Here is a 17,882-nt window from a genome sequence, read left to right on the forward strand (position 1 = left end):
ATCTTTACGATTCAACCCCATTATGGTATGAGACTGTGGTAAATACGCTCTGATAATGTTGCTGATTATCAGTCAATAGGGACAATCTCCCAAAAACAAATTTTAACGGTGCTTATTACATTGTTTGAAGTTATGTAGCCTTTTGATTACGGCCTATCAACCACTGCGGTAGACTATGCGTTGATTATGATTCTTTCGCAGAGAAGAACACTCGAAAGGAGCCGTTTATTCAATGTCTCATACCGTCAAAATCTACGATACCTGCATTGGCTGCACCCAATGCGTCCGCGCTTGCCCTACTGATGTACTGGAGATGGTTCCTTGGGATGGCTGTAAAGCTGCTCAAATTGCCTCTTCACCCCGTACAGAAGACTGCGTGGGCTGTAAGCGTTGCGAAACCGCTTGTCCCACCGACTTTTTGAGCATCCGGGTTTACCTGGGCGCTGAAACAACTCGCAGTATGGGTCTAGCTTACTAAAAAGCTGAGTGCTGAGTGCTGGGTGCTGAGGCATAAAGAAGTCAATCAGAAACACAATTTCTTGATTCTTCACTCGGAACTCGGAACTCGGCACTCAAGTCTTTGAAGTGTCTCAATAGGAAGCACCTTTACGATCGTAGAGTGGACAGTGCCCGCCTTACGAAATCGCAATTTTAGATTGGGGATATAATCTCTGGGTATCTAAATCCTAGAAGCTGTATTTGTACCGTCAAGTCAAAAGCTGACGGAGAATCCGCTGTAAAAAAAACCTAAAATCCATAACAATACCTAGTGATAGAGGGAGTATTTTACTCCCTTTTTTCTTTGCAAAACGTCCACTTTATGCTACCTACTATACTGGATTTAATCATCCTAAAAAAAAAGTGGCGTGAAGAATGTGCGGAATTGTTGGATATATAGGCACTCAAGCGGCGACAGATATTTTACTGGCTGGACTGGAGAAACTAGAGTACAGGGGCTACGATTCGGCTGGAATCGCCACTGTTTGGGAAGGTGAGGTAAATTGTGTGCGGGCAAAGGGCAAACTCCATAACCTGCGTTCTAAACTGGAACAAATAGAAACCCCTGCCCAAATTGGTATTGGTCATACACGCTGGGCAACTCATGGTAAACCAGAAGAGTACAACGCCCATCCCCATTTGGATACAGCAAAACGAGTAGCTGTGGTGCAAAATGGCATTATTGAAAACTACCGCGAGTTACGCGAAGAACTCAAAGCAAAAGGACACATATTTCTTTCTGAAACCGATACTGAAGTCATTCCCCATTTAATAGCCGAATTTTTAAAGAATCTTCCTCCCTCATCTTCCTCATCTCCCTTCCTAGAAGCAATTCGCCAAGCCGTTAACCACCTAAAAGGGGCATTTGCGATCGCAGTTATTTCTGCTGACTACCCCGATGAATTGATTGTTGTCCGTCAACAAGCACCTTTGGTAATTGGTTTTGGGCAAGGGGAGTTATTTTGTGCCTCTGACACGCCAGCGATCGTTGCCTACACCCGTGCCGTACTACCTTTGGAAAATGGCGAAATTGCCCGCCTCACACCTTTGGGTGCTGAGATTTACAATTTTGCTGGCGACAGGTTGAAAAAACAACCTCGATTGCTCAACTTTAATCCAGCACTGGTAGAAAAGCAGGGGTTCAAACACTTCATGCTCAAAGAAATCCATGAGCAACCAGGAGTAGTAAGAGCTAGTTTAGACGCATACTTTAATCCAGCCGAATCTACCGAATCGCCAATCAATCTTGGTTTACCTGCGGATTTATACACCGATTTAGAACAAATTCAGATCGTCGCCTGTGGTACGAGTTGGCACGCAGCATTAATCGGAAAATATTTACTCGAACAATTAGCAGGAATTTCAACTCAAGTACATTATGCTTCTGAGTATCGTTATGCACCATCACCCGTGACGGCTAACACATTAATCGTTGGTGTTACTCAATCAGGTGAAACAGCCGATACCCTAGCAGCTTTGACGATGGAAAAAGAACGTCGCCAAGGGAAAGAACCCAAATATCAAGCGCGACTACTGGGTATTACCAATCGCCCAGAAAGCAGCCTTGGTCATTTAGTACCACATATTATCAGTACCCTAGCGGGAATTGAAATTGGGGTAGCAGCGACGAAAACTTTTACTGCTCAACTGATGGCGTTTTATGCTTTGGCATTGGATTTAGCAGCTCGTCGTCAGACAGTTTCAAAAGAAATATTAGATCAAATTATTAATGGGTTACGGCAGATTCCCAAAGAAATTGAAGCAACTTTGGAAAGTCAGGAACGTTTAACCGAACAGCTAGCCCACGAATTCGCCGAAACCCAAGATTTTATTTTTATAGGGAGAGGAATTAACTTCCCCATTGCTTTAGAAGGGGCGTTGAAATTAAAAGAAATCAGCTATATTCACGCCGAAGGCTATCCGGCTGGAGAGATGAAACATGGCCCGATCGCACTTTTAGATGCGAAAGTACCAGTAGTTGCGATCGCAATACCTGGTAGTGTTTACGAAAAAGTTATTTCTAATGCCCAAGAAGCCAAAGCCAGAGATTCTCGCTTAATTGGCGTGACTCCCGTCAACGATGGCGAAGCTGCGGAAATCTTTAACGATCTTCTTCCCGTCTCTCATGTGGAAGAGTTACTTTCTCCGATTCTCACAGTCGTTCCTTTGCAATTATTGGCTTATCATATTGCCGCCCGTCGCGGTTTGGATGTCGATCAGCCTCGTAACCTTGCTAAAAGCGTTACCGTAGAATAGTATAAGTTTATACCTAAAATTAGGTGTACAATAATAATAAAGTCGTATAACAAATAAAAAAGTTATACAATATATAAAAAAGTTGTACAATCTATCCTGTGGGTGTATATGTAAGCATCTACAGGAGTTTTTATGGCTAGAAGCAAACAAGATTGGACACAAGCAAAGTTTGAGCGTTACTCCAAGGAAGGCCGTGATCAGGGTAATGGGAAAAACTATCAACCTTGGATAAAGATTCAGGATTTTCCCTCAAAGGGTCGTGTTTCTAGACCTCCGGGTTGGAAAACAAACCGAGAACATCATCTGCTTTCTGATAACGAGAAGCGCCTGTTTTACGTCTTCGAGTGGTCAGATACGATTGTAGATATAAGAGAGCAGTTTCCTCTAATTGACCTTGACTTAGCAATGAGTATTGCAGAGGAAATAGGTATTAACTATCCCAAAGATCCGCAAAGCAATACTCCCCGTGTTTTAACAACGGATTTTATGCTTTCTGTCAAGCAAGGCAAAACGATAGTTCAGAAAGCACGAACATTTAAGCTAACTAAAGATTTGGGAAGTAAGTCTGTAGCTGAAAAATTTGAGTTAGAAAAGCGTTACTATGCTGCCAAAGGTATTGATTGGGGAATAATAACAGAGAAAGAAGTCCCTAAGCTATTAGCGGAAAATGTTGAGTGGATTCATACTGCTTATAAACTAGAAGGAAATGCAGATATAAAGCTCGAAGAACTACGTAACATCGCCAACATCTTAAAATCCAGACTTCAGGAAAGTGATGCAAGCATCAATCGAATAACAACATCTTTAGATAAAAACATGAATCTAGAGTCTGGTACATCGCTCTATCTTTTTAGGCATCTTATTGCTAATAAGGAAATCATTATAGATATGTTAACCACAAAAATATCTAGTTGCCCTTCTTCTAGAGAAATTAAAAAAATTGTTTTTTAGAAAATAATATAGCGTTTCGTAATCAGATAAGGTACATCATAGCCTCCTCATTGCTTGCGGGGAGGGGGTTGGGGTTGCTGTACCTCACTCGACAGAGAAACGCTATATCCCTCTTCTGTCACTCTCCGGGAGGGCGATTGCTAGAAGCCTTATGAGGCAATGAATACAAGCTATACTATTAGAAAAAAATCGGTCTTGTATTTGTTATTAGAAAATAATCGTGCGATCGCAGGCTATACAAAAGCTCTAGAATTCAGAAATGGCAAATCTTTTCGGAGAGTGACAGAAGAGGGATATGTGGTGTATTACATTATAGAGTTTCTCGCATAGGTAAGTACAGAAAAAATAATTAACCACAGATAAACATAAATCCTTGTAGGAGCGTACATCTGTGCGCCCTACCCATTTACCCCATTGAAATTAGAATCGCTATGTTATTATGATTAATGATTTATTTGTCAATGACCTGATTGAATGGATTGATGAATCAGGTAATACCTTCATAGAACGAGTTATCTGGATTGATGAAGGCTATATTATAGCCTTTGTTTTTAATATAAATACTCAAACAGGATTTCCAGAGCCTAAAAAAATATCGGAGATTATAGAAGCTATTTCTGATGGTCGTGCATTAAAACTTAAATCAGACCCGTGGGCAAGAATAGTAACAGAAGAAAATTTGTCTGAGAAAGAAAAAGAACTTAGAGATAGAGCTTGGGAAATAATTTCATTTATTGTTATTCAAGAACCCTCAATTTATTATCGAGATTATAGAGGTGCTTTAGTTCAGCAGACTATTGAAAAATATAATGCAGGCAGAAGTAAAGGTAAATTAGTAGAAATCAGTGTTTATAAATATTTAAGAAGATTTTGGCAAAGAGGTAAAAATAAAAATGCTCTTTTGCCTGATTATGTAAATTCTGGTGGTAAAGGAAAGCCTAAAGCATTTGGAGAAAAAAAGAGAGGAAGACCAAGAAAATATGTACACGCTCAAGAAATTGGTGTTGGAATAAATGTCACTGAGGAAGATAAAAAAATATTTAGATTTGCAATTGCTAAGTTTTACAATAATTCCAAAGAAAACTTTTTAACAACCGCCTATGATTTAATGATAAAAAAATATTACTCCGAAGATTTTTATTACGATGAAAATGGAGTCAAAAAAAGCATTTTAATTTCTCCAGATAAACGACCTACATTTACTCAATTTAAATACTGGCATAAAGTAGAACAACCTGATATCAGAAAGACTATCATATCTCGTAAGGGTTCGACAAAATACGCTTTAGAACATCGAGCCATTACGGGAAATTCACAAATGGAAACTATTGGCCCTGGATCTAGATATCAGATTGATGCCACAATTGCGGATGTATATTTAATATCAATGTACAATCGCAACTGGATTATTGGTAGACCTGTTATCTATGTGGTTATTGATGTTTTTAGTCGTATGATAACGGGGGTTTACGTTGGATTAGAAGGGCCATCTTGGGCAGGGGCAATGATGGCTTTAGCCAATTCAGCCATAGATAAAGTACAGTTTTGCCGAGAATATGGTGTAGAGATTTCCGAAGATGAGTGGCCATGCAGACATATTCCTGATGCTATTTTGGGCGATCGAGGTGAATTAGCAGGGATGAAGGTAGAAACATTAATCCCTAATTTAAACGTTCGCATTGAAAACGCTGCTCCTTATCGAGCAGATTGGAAAGGATTAGTTGAAAGACAATTTCGGACTATTCATGGGTATGTAAAACCATTTGTTCCCGGTTATATAGATACTGACTTTAGACAGAGAGGAGGTCATGATTATCGCCTTGATGGTAGGCTTAACATAGATGAATTTACTAAAGTAGTTATCTTTTTGATTCTCCAGCACAACAATCATGATTATTTAACTAAATATGCTAGAGATGAAATGATGATCGCTGATGATGTTAATCCTATACCTAGAGAGTTATGGCAATGGGGAATTGCCAATCGTTCCGGTAAGCTGAGAACTTGTGAAGAAGATATTGTCAAGCTGAATTTAATGCCAACTGGAAAAGCAACAATTACCGCTCGTGGTATTAAATTTAAGGGAATGTATTACACCTGCGAGAAAGCAAGGAAAGAATTCTGGTTTGAAAAATCTAGAAGTAGTTTACTTTCCAAATCCGAAAAATCATTGGATATATCGTATGATATCCGACAATCAAAGTACATTTATTTACGCTCTCCAAATGGTAGAGACTTTGAGAAGTGTTTTCTTTTAGACTCTGAACAAAGATATTTAGATAAAAATTTATATGATATTGAATATTTATTTGCATATGAAGAATTGCAAAGACAAAAGAACCAAGGTAAACAACTCCAAGAAAAAGTTGATTTGATAGCAAATATAGAAAGTATAGTTAGTAAGGCTAAAGAAGATACTGAAGCGGTTTTAGACGATAATACAAGTAATAGACAAAAGGTTGCAGGAATTAGAGAAAATAGAGCCTTTGAAAAAGATAGACGACGTAAAAATGAAGGTTTTGAACTAGCAAAAGAAGAAATCACTAATAGTACCGAGGCTATGAATAATAAAGTAAACACTCAATCTGAAGATTCAGAGTCATCCAAATTATTGAAGCCTGACCATATGGATTTACTCAGACGAAAAAGACAGGAGCGAAAACGTGGAGAAGATTGAGGGCGAACTTGTTATGATTCCTAATCGGAAATCAGCGATTGTTGCCAGATATATAGACCAAAAACTTCTAGAATACAACACCAATCCATTGATTCAGGCACTACCTCCTATCCTTTCATCGGAAGAATTTATAGATAAAGTAACGAGAACACCAGACTTTGATGAGCAAGAGAGGCAGCTAGAAGCGCATTATAGATTTCATTGCATTGAAAGGCTATCTCGATATTTTGATCCTCAAAATAAAACTGTTGAATTACAGAAGGTCATTTCTGTACTAATTATGACGGGCTATTTAGCTCGTAATATTCTGAAACCTGAATATGCGAGTCGCTCTAGGCAAATTTATAATGCAATAAAAGATGGAGGAGGTAAAAACTTAGAAAACTATGTTAATCTTCCTACATCTGCTTCCGGTTTAACCCTAATTGGCCCATCAGGGATGGGTAAGTCTACAAATTTTCAAAATATTCTTAATCTTTACCCTCAAATAATTCTTCATCCTGAGTATAGTGTTTACCAAATAGTTTGGTTGATGGTTGACTGCCCTCATGCTGGTTCTTTGAAGGGTCTGTGTACTGATATTTTTCTTGGTGTTGACAAACTATTAGGTACTAATTATTTTAAAAAATTTGGTTCATCGCGCAACTCAGAAGATTACATGCTTGCTCAAGTTGCCCAAATTGCCCATACCCATCATTTAGGCGCTCTAGTTATAGATGAGATGCAAAATCTTGTTACAGCAAGAAGAAGTAGCTCAGATATGTTGAACTTTTTAGTAAAAATGGACAATACTGTAGGAATTCCAGTAATCCGAGTGGGAACAAATGAGGCTTTTCCTATTCTTCAAGGAAATTTTAGAAATGCTAGGAGAGGAACAGGAGAAGGAAGTGTAATTTGGGATAGAATGGTAAACGATGATGAATGGTATTTCTTCATGGAAGGAATGTGGGAATACCAGTGTACAAAAATGCATGTTCCTTTCTGTGATGAAATAAACGAAGTTTTTTATGACGAAAGTCAGGGAATTATTGATATTGCTGTCAAACTTTACAAAATGGTTCAATGGAGAGCTATCTCAATAGGTGGGAAAGAAATTATTACTATTGATATAATTCGTCAAGCAGCTAAAGACGGACTATATTTAGTCAAGCCAATGCTTGATGCTATTAGGTCAGGCGATAAAGAGTGGATGATTAAGTATAAAGATATTGCTCCTCTCGATACTACAGAATATCAAAATAAATGTTTATCTGAGCTTGATTCTAAAGATTTGCAAGAGATTCGGAGATTAGCCAGAAAGCAACAGACTCATCAGAAAGTATCACCGAAGCTAAATTATGTAATTCTTGAGCTTTTGAAGTTGGAAGTAGAACCTGCTAAAGCAAAGGAATGTGCTGAACAAGTAATAGTTTCTAGTGATGAAGATGCAGACATTACATTGTTAACAAGGAAAGCATATACTCTTGCTTTGCAAGGAGGACAAGTAAATGAGAGTCTTGTTAAGGCAAATACAAGCAAGGCTAAATTAAAGCCAAAGTATCAAGAAAATGACATTAGACGAATTGTTGAAAATGCCAAGAAGGAGAAAAAATCTGCATACGATGATTTGAAGTTAGCTGGTATAATCAAAAATCCAGTCGAAGATTTTATAAATATTTAGCTTCTTGATGCTTAGTTTTTTCCCAACTCTGTATCCTGACGAGCTTTTGTATAGTACTTTAGCTCGATACCATATTCGGAGTGGTAATAACAGTTTCAAACAAACTGACTTAGAGGTATTCGGTTATAGTTCTCAACAAGTATGCAAAGTTACTTTAACTAATAATTTAAATTATTTAGTTAAAAATTTACCTTTATGTTCTCAGCAGACAGTTGATAATTTACTGCAAAATCATACTTTATATCCTTTTTACGGAACTTTCTTAATGCCACAGGAAGCTTGGTTATTAAAAGACTCAATGAGTAAAAAACTTAGTGGGTCTATTCTAGAGGTTGCTAAGGTGGCTACTGGTTCTAGTGGTGAGTCAAAAAAATTTTTAAAATTTTGCCCTAAATGTTTAGAAGAAGATACTCAGCAATATGGTGAGCCTTACTGGCATAGAACACATCAAGTACCAGGAATTTTAGTTTGTCCAACTCATGGTGTCGTTCTTTGTGATAGTTCTGTAGCAGTTGAGTCGAAAGGCATACATTATTATGCTGCGAACCTAGATAATTGTTTAGTAATCACAGATGTCAAAAGTTTTACAAATCAGGCTTTAAAAACGCTCTTAACACTGACAAATGACATTAATTTGCTAATTCATAGTAATTTTGCCTTTAAAGGTTTGGTTTGGCTTCGCACTCAGTACCAGCGTTACTTAGTTAATAAAGGACTGTTGCAAATCTTTCCTGGTGGAAAGTTTAAGTTTGATGAGTATGCTTTTTCAAAGCTTATATTTGATTTTTATGGTCAAGAATCCTTAGAAGCCCTTAATCCAAAGTTAACCCAACATCAAGGTAAATATTTTTCTCATTGCTTGCTTGGATGTGACTTAAATCCAGCAGTTGACCGCATCACTCATATCTTAATGGTAAAATTTTTAGCAAATTCTATAGAAGCATTTTTTCAGTAATAAGATTTACATCAAAAGATTGTTACGAAGATTAATATAAAGCAATAATAACTTACTAAAAAGTATTATATTCGCTTGCCGTTTTAAAGTACTCTCACATTAATCACTAAGGTAGTCTAAATAATAATTAGTTGCCTCTATCGTATATCTGCTTAAAGATAGGGTGGTAAAGATGGTTGTTGATTGCAGCTTACTTACACAGATTCTCTCAGAGTCACCTGTAAATCGAACAAAGCCAACGGAGGTTTTAATACCTCAGTTACCATACATAGATTTAATTTTTAACCTGATTGGTGAGACCGTACCTCTTGACCACGGCTATGAGTTATTTTCTGCGATCGCCCACTTTGAACCTGAACTTCATAAGTTAAATACAGTTGGAATTCATACTATTGCAGGTATTCCCAAGGAAGGCGTAATTCAGCTAACTAAAAATTCTAGGCTTCGGATTCGGCTACCAGTAGATCAAGTGCGTTTGGTTTATCCGTTAGCAGGTAAGTCCCTGAAAATTGGCAAGCATACAATTCGCTTGGGAATTCCTGAAATTTATTTGCTTGAGCCAGCTGAGAGATTACGATCGCGTATAGTAATTATCCAGAGCTATCAAGAACCGGAGTCGTTTTTAGCAGCAGCACAGCGTCAGTTAGAACAACTGGGTATCCAGGGGAAAGCCTTTATTACCAAAAATACTGATGGTAGCCCAAAACGTAGAAGTATCAAAATCAAGGGCTTTACGGTTGTGGGTTTTGGGTTAGAAATCATTAATCTCAGCAATGAAGATTCGCTAACATTGCTGAGATATGGCATTGGGGGAAAACGTAAGATGGGCTGTGGCGTTTTTGTACCAGTCAAGAGAAAGGAAAGCGCAAGTTAAAGCTGGTTTTGACTACTACCCAATATAGGTTTGAGAGTATTTCCCAGAAATAAACAAGATGTCCGTAGTAGCTAGTGTTGTCAACCCCAAAATTCAGTTAAATTTGGGCGAGCCAAACATAACTTGGATACATCGTGCTGGCATAGCAGGGCTGTGGATGACGCTCAAGCAACTAGAAAAACTATATCCAATACCTGCGAAACGACCTGGTAATTTAAGTTGGTTGCTGACTCCTCGCAGCATCAGCCTTGAATGGCAAGGGCAGGATTTCGTAGTTTTAGACTGGCTGCTAAAGCAATCTTTTCAGATTAATGAAGAAGGTCTAATTTCGCTGACAGGCTTAAATACGCATTCAATCAATATTGAAACCCAAATTAATATTCACTTGGGAATAACAGGAACGTTTCTCCAACATAACCAGGTTTTTAAATTTGACGGCGGTAAATCCTGGTCATTAATAGTTGATGGTAGAAAAATCGATATCGAGTATAAGAAAGCAGTTTCCTATGCTCATCAACATTTTGCTAAACAACTCTGTGATAAACAAGGTCAATTATTAGGACAATCAATTGGTGTAGCAGGGTGGCTATATCCGGGATCTGTAGTTCGTCATGTCGCTTTTACAAAAGAAACTAGGTTTGAAGAGAAACCACAATTGGCTTTTGCTCTTTTATATGCTCTTGTTGCTTGCCACTATTTTGTTTTGAGATCGCATACCAAACCGGAACATACACAATATGCCCTAGTTATACCTGAAGTGGTTGACTTAGAAATTTATGCCCAGGAATACTGGAATTTGGGAAACTTAGATTACAAGGATTTCAATGTATCTAGCTTAGGAGATGCTGCATTAAGATACCTTACTTACGAAACAATTATAGAATTGGCTATACCCGATCAAGTAAAACGATGCCAAGTAATATTATTTGGAACGGTAGTTTGGTCAAAGCAGCAAAAAACTCGCATAGAAATAGCAGTGGTAGAAGCGACTGGAATAATAAATTTTATCTATAAGCTTAGTCGGATTTCTTTTCCAGAGTACCAAATTATTCAGTATAAAAATAAAAATTTTATCATTAGCAATCTGTTTAGGGGAACAATTGCCGATAACTTAGTAAAGGGCTTTCCTTGGTGGGCTAATTTATATACAATCTTTAAAAATAAAAGTTTATTTAAATTTATTACTAATGATGGAGCTTATAAGATGATTCAAAACTCTGAATGGAATCTAGAAAGTCAAAAACTCTTTATTAAAGCTTGTCATGAGGCATTAAAGAAAATATACGCTAAAATTTATGGACGAACAAATGAAGGTCAATATGCTCAAATTGAGCGAGAAAATATACGTATTTTATCGCAACTAGGACGTTGTACAAATGCTGAAAATTTTCGGAAATTTATTGCGGAGTTTTGGGGAAGAGCAGGTCAACTTTCCATTCTAGAAAAACACTGGGAAGAATTACTGCCATTAACTTCTGGCATAATGGATTGGAAAGTTGCCAGAGATTTAACTTTTATTGCTCTTGCTAGTTATCCAAAAAGCAATATGGTTGAGAAACAAATATTGGAAATCTCTGATTCTAATAGTGAATAATTACACATTTTTTTGCTTAAAAAACACAAAACATGAATTTAATAGGCAATTTTAAATGTTTCATTTATTCGGTAATATTTTGACTAGCTATGGAACCGCAGCTAATAATCGTGGGGAAAATGAAGGTAATATAACTCCTTTACAAAAATTGAATTGGAAAGGTGAAGTTCATACTCTTGTTTCATCTGAGGCGATTCGTTGGGCATTACGGTACTACTGGCAAAATGTTGGCTATCCGGTGAATCGACGTTGGGATGAGAATGCTCAACCAGTAGCGGATCATGTTTGGCAAGACCCCAACTTTGATGATATTCGCTTCATTGATGATGATGTTTTGGGATTTATGCAGGCAGAGGCAGCAAAAGCTGAAGCTTCCGATGAGTCTGGAGGCGATGCCGAGCAAGCATCTCAAGATGAGAACAAAAAAATTTCTAAGGGTAAGGATAAGCAAACTTCTCCACGTAAGGGAAAGCAAAAGCCTAAAGGAAAAATAACTGCTAGACGAGGTGTATTAGAAGTTACCCGTGCAGTATCAATGATACCCTTTACGGGAGACATTACCTTCAATGCTGTTAGTGGAGTAAAAGGACGAAATTCTCTTTATGCCACAGAGATCCATGCTACTCGTTATCAATATGGTTTTGCATTGACACCCGATAGCCTCAAAGATAAATCTCGCATCCATCCTGTTCTAGATGGTTTGATTTCGATTGGTGAAGTGGCGGGAAATCATGCCCGTTTTTTGTATGATTTCTCCCCTGAAAGTATTGTACTGCGGTGGACACATGATTTTTCCCCTCGTTTTCTATATTGCTTTGAGCAAGACGAACTGGGAAATTTGTCAATATCAAACTTAGTGCGACAGGTAGAAGTAGGAGATATTGATCCCAAAGAATTATGGATTGGAGGCTTAATTTCTCATGGCTTAGAAGATTTGGGAGCAAATGTGTTTCCTGGAGTGAAGTCGGCAGTCAAAGCATTAAAACAGGTCATTGCTGAAGATTTACAGTTGTCATCGGGGAGCGATTAACGTGACGACAATTGCTTTGAAAGTTGAAGTACCTATTGCTTGTTTTCGTCAATCCCGTGCTAGAGAATACGCTGAAACGTATCCAGTACCACCACCTTCTACGGTGTACGGGATGTTGCTTTCTCTGATTGGTGAGACAGATCGTTATAAACATTGTGGAACTCAATTAGCGATCGCACTCTTGTCTAAACCAGAAAAATCTATTGTAATTCGGACTTTTCGCAGGTTTAAAACGAAAGATATCCACGACCCTAAGAATGCTAAACCTGATTACCAAGAGTTGCTAACGAACATTGAGTTTGTAGTTTGGGTAAAAACAGACAAAGCAAAGCCTACTTTACCAGAACTTTTGCAGCAGGCATTTGCGAACCCAGCTTCTATCAATCGATTTGGTGGGCTGTGTTTAGGTGAAAGTCGGGATCTAATCAATACTGTTACCCTTTTACCTGAGAAGTATTATGGTGAGTCGCTGTGGTGGTTAGTTACAGATGAAGATGGTTCGCTAACCCTACCCTACTGGGTTGACCATGTTGGGTCTAAGAAAACGCGCTGGCAGTGTTATGAGCTTCAAGAGTCCCAGGTATGGCAACCACCGGATTTATCGTGGACTACAATTCAAACTAGTTGAAAAAAGAGGATATTTAGATTTTGACAAGGATATCTGCTTGTTGAGCCGACATAAAGAGATAAAAAGTCGGTATTCTTTACTGAATCAGCAATTCAGCGTTTTCATTATGATTAAGGATGCTTGCAATTTCTCAGAAAGTTCCAACAATAAGCCTTCTGGGTGTTGTTAAGCTAGCCTAGCCCATTAAATTTTGCAAATTTAGTGCCTTCTAATGACAGGTGCTTGTAAGATTATCTAGAAGACTTGATGGATTAAGATGTTTAACCATTGCTGTTCTTTAACATTAGATGTCGTCAGACGTTGAGCAGGCTGGAGCCTTTGTTTCCGGGTCTTGTCCTAATTGTTCTTTAACATTAGATGTCGTCAGACGTTGAGCAGCGGCAACGCTGGGAACCATTGAACCCACCGATTAGTTCTTTAACATTAGATGTCGTCAGACGTTGAGCAGTCAAAGTAGTTAATGGTGCTCAGACTGTTGGATCAGGTTCTTTAACATTAGATGTCGTCAGACGTTGAACAATGGGATATGGGGTAAGCGGAACCCTTGGTACAGTATTCTTTAACATTAGATGTCGTCAGACGTTAAGCAAGATTTTGCTGCTCGCTGCCATAGCTGATACTTCAAAAACCTCCCTCAACCCTTTTCATGCGAAATTGTTGTGCGGATTTGTTCCCATTGCTCAATCTGCTTCTGTAGTTGCAACTTGCGATCGCCCTCAACTGCACCAAGACCAGTAAACAAACCCTGATCGTTCAACTGATCGCTGTAAATAGCAATCAATTCAGCCAGTGCTTTTTTATAGCTTCCATCTCCTCCTCAGTGAAGGAATTTATATCTAGGCAAATCAGTCGTCTGCCAATTCTCTCTACAAGCTCTGACCTGCTTATATCAAAATTGGAGGCGATCGCATCTAATCCTTCAATACCAGTGGGAGTAAGGGCTAGGTTAACCCTTTTCTTCACCTCATCGTACATCTCTGGTACGTCTTTTTGTCCTTTCTGCCCTTTCTTTCCCATTAGTACCCAGCTATTACACACCTCCTAAATCATAGTCAACAGCAAGCACTACAGGTAGATTCTATAAAATTGCTCAAAGATATTTAGTTATTGTGTAATACCTGAATTATTGATAATATAGGCGTTGTGTAATACCTAAATTTTTGATGATAAAGGACAAAAATCCTCATAATTTTTTTTGCTGTGCAGAGAAAGGTGTGGAAGGCGATCGCCACAAACTTGAAACACTTTGGAATTTACAAAAATATTCTTTTCAGGTTTCAACATAAGAAAGAATCTATGCTTGGCTTTTTCCCAGCCCCTTATCCAGATGAAATTTTATACAGTATCTTGGCTCGTTACCACATTAGGAGTGGTAACACAAGTCCAAAAATAGCTCTCTTAGAGTTATTTAATTCTCAAGATGTAATAGCTACTGTTGACTTACCTTCTAACCTTAATTCGTTGATTGAGAATCTACAATTTATCTCGAATTATCAAGTAGAAGATTTGATATATAAATATACCCTCTATCCTTTCTACAGTGTTTTCCTACCACCAAAAAGAGCCAGCCAGGTGATGGATTCTATGAAAGCAGATTTCGGAGGAGATATTCATACCAGAACCGGAATTATGGCGAGTTCGTTGAAGATGCAGAGGTATCTGCGATTCTGCCCAAAATGTTTAGAAGAAGATTTGCAAAATTATGGGGAGTCCTACTGGCATAGATTACACCAAACACCAGGGGTTCTAGTTTGCCCAATTCATGGTGTGACTTTGCAAGATAGCACAATTCCCATGCAAGGTTTTAACAGGCATGAATACTATGCTGCAAGCCAAGAAAACTGTCCTGTTGTACCGATACAACAAGCTTATAGTCAAGAGACTTTAAAGAAATTGCGACTGCTGACTCAAGATATTTCATGGTTGATAACTAGTAATCTTTTCTCTAGAGAACTAGAGTGGTTTCAAAGAAAATATATAGCTTTATTAACTGAAAAAGATTTTGCAACGGCAACCGGGCGAGTAAACCAGAAGAGACTACTAGATAATTTCTTGTTCTTTTATGGTGCCGAAGTGCTTGAGGCTGTTAACTCAATGGTGAATTACGAAAATGAGCAAAACTGGCTATTCAGCATTGTTAGGAAGCATAGAAAGTCATTTCATCCCATCAGACATCTACTCATAATTAGATTTCTGACCAATTCTATCGAGGAATTTTTCAATACGGATTACCAGTATAAACCTTTTGGTGAAGGGTCTTGGCTGTGTCTAAATGCTGCGGTAGACCACTACCTCAAGCCAGTGATAACTAATCTTGTTGTCACTCACTGTTTGGATAATAAAAAGCCGTTAGGTACTTTTTCTTGTTCCTGTGGGATGGTTTATTGCAGAACTGGTCCTGATAAAACTGATCAAGATAAGCAGCGAATTGGCAGAGTTAAGACATACGGCCAATTCTGGGATCAAAAGCTAAAAGAACTGGTAGAAATCCAAAAATTAGGTCTACGAGAGACAGCAAGACAACTCAAGGTCGATTCCAGAACAGTAAAACGTTATACTGCCATACTTAAGCTAAAAACTTTTTGGAAATCTTCACAAGAAAATCAGCTAGTAGACTCACAGGAAGTTTTAGACTCTAATCTAAATTTAGCCAGTGATGACAAAATCAAATACAGGGAAGTTTGGAAAGCTTTACAACAGCAGTACCCAGAAGCGTCAAAAACTACTTTGAGGGGATTAGGCAAGGGAACCTATGAACCTATCCCACTAATACCGAAATATGGTATTGGCTTTTGCTTCTAAATCTTCTCGCAACCAAGATTCTTCTAAAACTTTTTCTACAAAACCCTTTTCCTCGTCTGTTAGCGGACGGTAATTGAGGTAAGGTGCGTAACCTGCATTGTAAGTATTGCCTTCTGGATTGATTTCTACATATTGCATCCGCCGCGATACTAAACGCCTAGATCCATTTAGATTTGTCCGCGCGTCTTGTATGGAATGTTCTAAATAAACTAAGGCGCGAGTTCCTTCGCTGGAATCATTTTCATCGATTAATATGGTGCCTTGTTTCAACAAATCCCGGTGTCGTTCCAAAGTCAGGTCAATTGTGGCATCCAGTAGAGAATGTCCAGAACAGATGAAGGCAGCTAGAGGTTTACCAGAAATGCTGATTAAATCTTTTTCAAAGCAGATGCGTTCGTAACGTAGCAGCAACGGTTCTCCTACACCAATTTGCCGTCCTCGATTGCGAATAACTGCCGGGACATGACTGATTTCGTAACGCTGGGGTTCACGTTGACGCAATGTTCCACCTAATTGGGTAAATGCTTCTAGGAAGAAAGAAGCAATAAAATGGGGTTGTAACCGCCGTGCTTCTGCCCTTTCCATTTCTTCTCGAATTTGCTGCACTTTGGCGATATCCATCGAATCCCGTGCCAAAGCCCTTTCTTCTAAAAGTTCGCGTAGTCGCTGTTGGTCGAGTTTATCATGTACGACTTGGTTGAGTCTGTCTCGCACCTCTGGTTGATCACCATAGCGAATTGCTTCAATCAATAACTCTCGTAATTCCGTCCCTGCGATCGCTTTCCCCAATACATCAAATACTTTACCTCCCAGTGCCTTCTGCTCTGCCTCTATCTTTTTCAATAGCGCTAAATATTATACATCGCCTTCACGAGTGCCTTTTGCCACTAAATTCCATAAATGACAAACCTCCGTCTGCCCAATCCGGTGAATTCGTCCGAAACGCTGTTCTAGGCGGTTAGGATTCCAAGGTAAATCGTAATTAACCATGAGATGCGCCCTTTGCAAGTTAATCCCTTCACCCGCAGCATCCGTAGCTATTAAGACTTGTACTTCGATATCTTGGGTAAACGCCTCCTGCATTTTGCGGCGTTCTTCGCGTCCCATTGCGCCATGTATATTTACCACAGCTTCATTACGTCCAATTAGCGTCCGAATCCGATCTGTCAAATAATTTAATGTGTCCCGGTACTCGGTAAAAATCAAGAGTTTGCGCCGATGTCCTTGGGCGTTGAACATTTCGGCATCATTTTGTAACAGATTCGAGAGTTCTTCCCATTTTTTATCTTTACCACTACGTCGCACCCGCAGTGCCAGTTGCTCTAATTCTTCTAAAAGCTTAATTTCTGTTTGTAATTCTGCGATCGTCCGTGATGCTGTAGCTAGGTCAACAACTTCCTGTTCTGTTGCTTCTCGTTCTTCACCAGGAATATCCTCTAAATCATCCTCTAAGTCTTCCAGATCCAGAACCTGCTTAAATTCAATGATGGTTGCATTACTTCCCTGCCTCAAAACTTCTTCTTGCCTCAGCCGTTTTTGCAACCTTTCCCGACGGCGTAGCAGTGATTGATATATAGCTTCTGGGGAAGAAGCAAGCCGACGTTGCAAAATAGTCAAAGCAAAGCCAACATTACCTTTGCGCCCTTCATTTTCTAAAGCATCGGCACGATTAAATTCCTCGCGGACGTACTCAGTGACTCGCTTATAAAGTACTGCTTCTAAATCCGATAGTTCATATTCTATAGTGCTAGCTTGGCGTTCTGGAAATAGCGGTTTTCCATCAAACTTCAGCAAATCTTCTTTAACCAATCGCCGCATTAAGTCGGAAGTATCTGCTACGTGAACACCATCGCGGAAGCGTCCTTCAAATCTGTCTCCATGAACCTATCCCACTAATAATATTTTGTTAATCCAGATATGAATTGTAGCAAGGTCAATGAATGCGTCAAAGTAAACT

At 38.8% G+C, this 17,882-nt stretch carries 16 protein-coding genes and 1 CRISPR repeat array; of the genes, 12 read left to right on the forward strand and 4 right to left on the reverse strand.

The window, feature by feature from the left end:
* Nucleotides 1-232: 232 nt before the first annotated feature.
* The 11 genes from psaC (at nt 233) to cas5 (ending at nt 13,123) form a co-directional block, all read left to right on the forward strand.
* Nucleotides 233-478, forward strand: coding sequence for a photosystem I iron-sulfur center protein PsaC (psaC, locus tag HWQ43_RS18220; protein WP_012411495.1), 246 nt, complete (start codon nt 233-235; stop codon nt 476-478).
* Nucleotides 479-873: 395 nt separating this feature from the next.
* Nucleotides 874-2,754 (forward strand): glutamine--fructose-6-phosphate transaminase (isomerizing), encoded by a 1,881-nt coding sequence (glmS, locus tag HWQ43_RS18225; RefSeq protein ID WP_292736629.1) that lies wholly within the window; start codon nt 874-876, stop codon nt 2,752-2,754.
* Between the two features lie 132 nt (nt 2,755-2,886).
* Nucleotides 2,887-3,705: a TnsA endonuclease C-terminal domain-containing protein gene (locus HWQ43_RS18230; protein ID WP_292736631.1), complete on the forward strand. Its 819-nt coding sequence runs from the start codon at nt 2,887-2,889 to the stop codon at nt 3,703-3,705.
* A gap of 195 nt (nt 3,706-3,900) precedes the next feature.
* Nucleotides 3,901-4,035, forward strand: a complete 135-nt coding sequence (locus tag HWQ43_RS18235) for a hypothetical protein (RefSeq protein ID WP_292736633.1) — start codon at nt 3,901-3,903, stop codon at nt 4,033-4,035.
* Nucleotides 4,036-4,144: 109 nt separating this feature from the next.
* Nucleotides 4,145-6,382, forward strand: coding sequence for a Mu transposase C-terminal domain-containing protein (locus tag HWQ43_RS18240; RefSeq protein WP_292736635.1), 2,238 nt, complete (start codon nt 4,145-4,147; stop codon nt 6,380-6,382).
* Nucleotides 6,369-8,042: an ATP-binding protein gene (locus HWQ43_RS18245; protein WP_292736637.1), complete on the forward strand. Its 1,674-nt coding sequence runs from the start codon at nt 6,369-6,371 to the stop codon at nt 8,040-8,042. Before HWQ43_RS18240 ends, HWQ43_RS18245 begins: the two co-directional genes overlap by 14 nt.
* Before the next feature lie 7 nt (nt 8,043-8,049).
* Nucleotides 8,050-8,997: a TnsD family Tn7-like transposition protein gene (locus HWQ43_RS18250; protein WP_292736662.1), complete on the forward strand. Its 948-nt coding sequence runs from the start codon at nt 8,050-8,052 to the stop codon at nt 8,995-8,997.
* Nucleotides 8,998-9,169: 172 nt separating this feature from the next.
* Nucleotides 9,170-9,871, forward strand: coding sequence for a type I-MYXAN CRISPR-associated protein Cas6/Cmx6 (cas6, locus tag HWQ43_RS18255; RefSeq protein ID WP_292736638.1), 702 nt, complete (start codon nt 9,170-9,172; stop codon nt 9,869-9,871).
* Between the two features lie 58 nt (nt 9,872-9,929).
* Nucleotides 9,930-11,465, forward strand: coding sequence for a type I-MYXAN CRISPR-associated Cas8a1/Cmx1 (gene cas8a1, locus HWQ43_RS18260; protein ID WP_292736640.1), 1,536 nt, complete (start codon nt 9,930-9,932; stop codon nt 11,463-11,465).
* A 55-nt stretch (nt 11,466-11,520) separates the two neighbouring features.
* A complete protein-coding gene (locus tag HWQ43_RS18265; RefSeq protein ID WP_292736642.1) occupies nt 11,521-12,495 on the forward strand; it encodes a DevR family CRISPR-associated autoregulator in 975 nt (324 codons plus the stop codon).
* A 1-nt stretch (nt 12,496) separates the two neighbouring features.
* The gene (cas5, locus tag HWQ43_RS18270; RefSeq protein WP_292736644.1) at nt 12,497-13,123 is read left to right on the forward strand and encodes a type I-MYXAN CRISPR-associated protein Cas5/Cmx5/DevS; all 627 of its coding nucleotides are present in this window, start codon (nt 12,497-12,499) and stop codon (nt 13,121-13,123) included.
* A 272-nt stretch (nt 13,124-13,395) separates the two neighbouring features.
* A CRISPR array of direct repeats spans nt 13,396-13,712; the repeat unit is 35 nt; unit sequence GTTCTTTAACATTAGATGTCGTCAGACGTTGAGCA.
* 45 nt (nt 13,713-13,757) lie between these two features.
* On the opposite strand, the gene HWQ43_RS18275 is transcribed toward cas5, so the two are convergent.
* Nucleotides 13,758-13,904 (reverse strand): hypothetical protein, encoded by a 147-nt coding sequence (locus tag HWQ43_RS18275; protein ID WP_292736646.1) that lies wholly within the window; start codon nt 13,902-13,904, stop codon nt 13,758-13,760.
* Nucleotides 13,901-14,140 carry a hypothetical protein gene (locus HWQ43_RS18280; protein ID WP_292736648.1) on the reverse strand — a complete coding sequence of 80 codons (240 nt, stop codon included), beginning with the start codon at nt 14,138-14,140 and terminating at the stop codon, nt 13,901-13,903. Before HWQ43_RS18280 ends, HWQ43_RS18275 begins: the two co-directional genes overlap by 4 nt.
* A 183-nt stretch (nt 14,141-14,323) precedes the next feature.
* On the opposite strand from HWQ43_RS18280, the gene HWQ43_RS18285 reads away from it, so the two are divergent.
* Nucleotides 14,324-15,925, forward strand: coding sequence for a TnsD family transposase (locus HWQ43_RS18285; protein WP_292736650.1), 1,602 nt, complete (start codon nt 14,324-14,326; stop codon nt 15,923-15,925).
* Here HWQ43_RS18285 and HWQ43_RS18290 read toward each other — a convergent pair.
* Both HWQ43_RS18290 and HWQ43_RS18295 read right to left on the reverse strand, forming a co-directional pair.
* Entirely contained in the window at nt 15,890-16,768 is an 879-nt protein-coding gene (locus HWQ43_RS18290) for a hypothetical protein (RefSeq protein WP_292736652.1), read from the reverse strand. The genes HWQ43_RS18285 and HWQ43_RS18290 overlap by 36 nt on opposite strands.
* Nucleotides 16,769-16,780: 12 nt before the next feature.
* Nucleotides 16,781-17,743, reverse strand: a complete 963-nt coding sequence (locus HWQ43_RS18295; protein WP_292736654.1) for a helicase-related protein — start codon at nt 17,741-17,743, stop codon at nt 16,781-16,783.
* Nucleotides 17,744-17,882: the final 139 nt, after the last annotated feature.

The sequence above is a fragment of the Nostoc sp. JL31 genome (assembly GCF_017114965.1).
Classification (GTDB): domain Bacteria; phylum Cyanobacteriota; class Cyanobacteriia; order Cyanobacteriales; family Nostocaceae; genus Nostoc; species Nostoc punctiforme_A.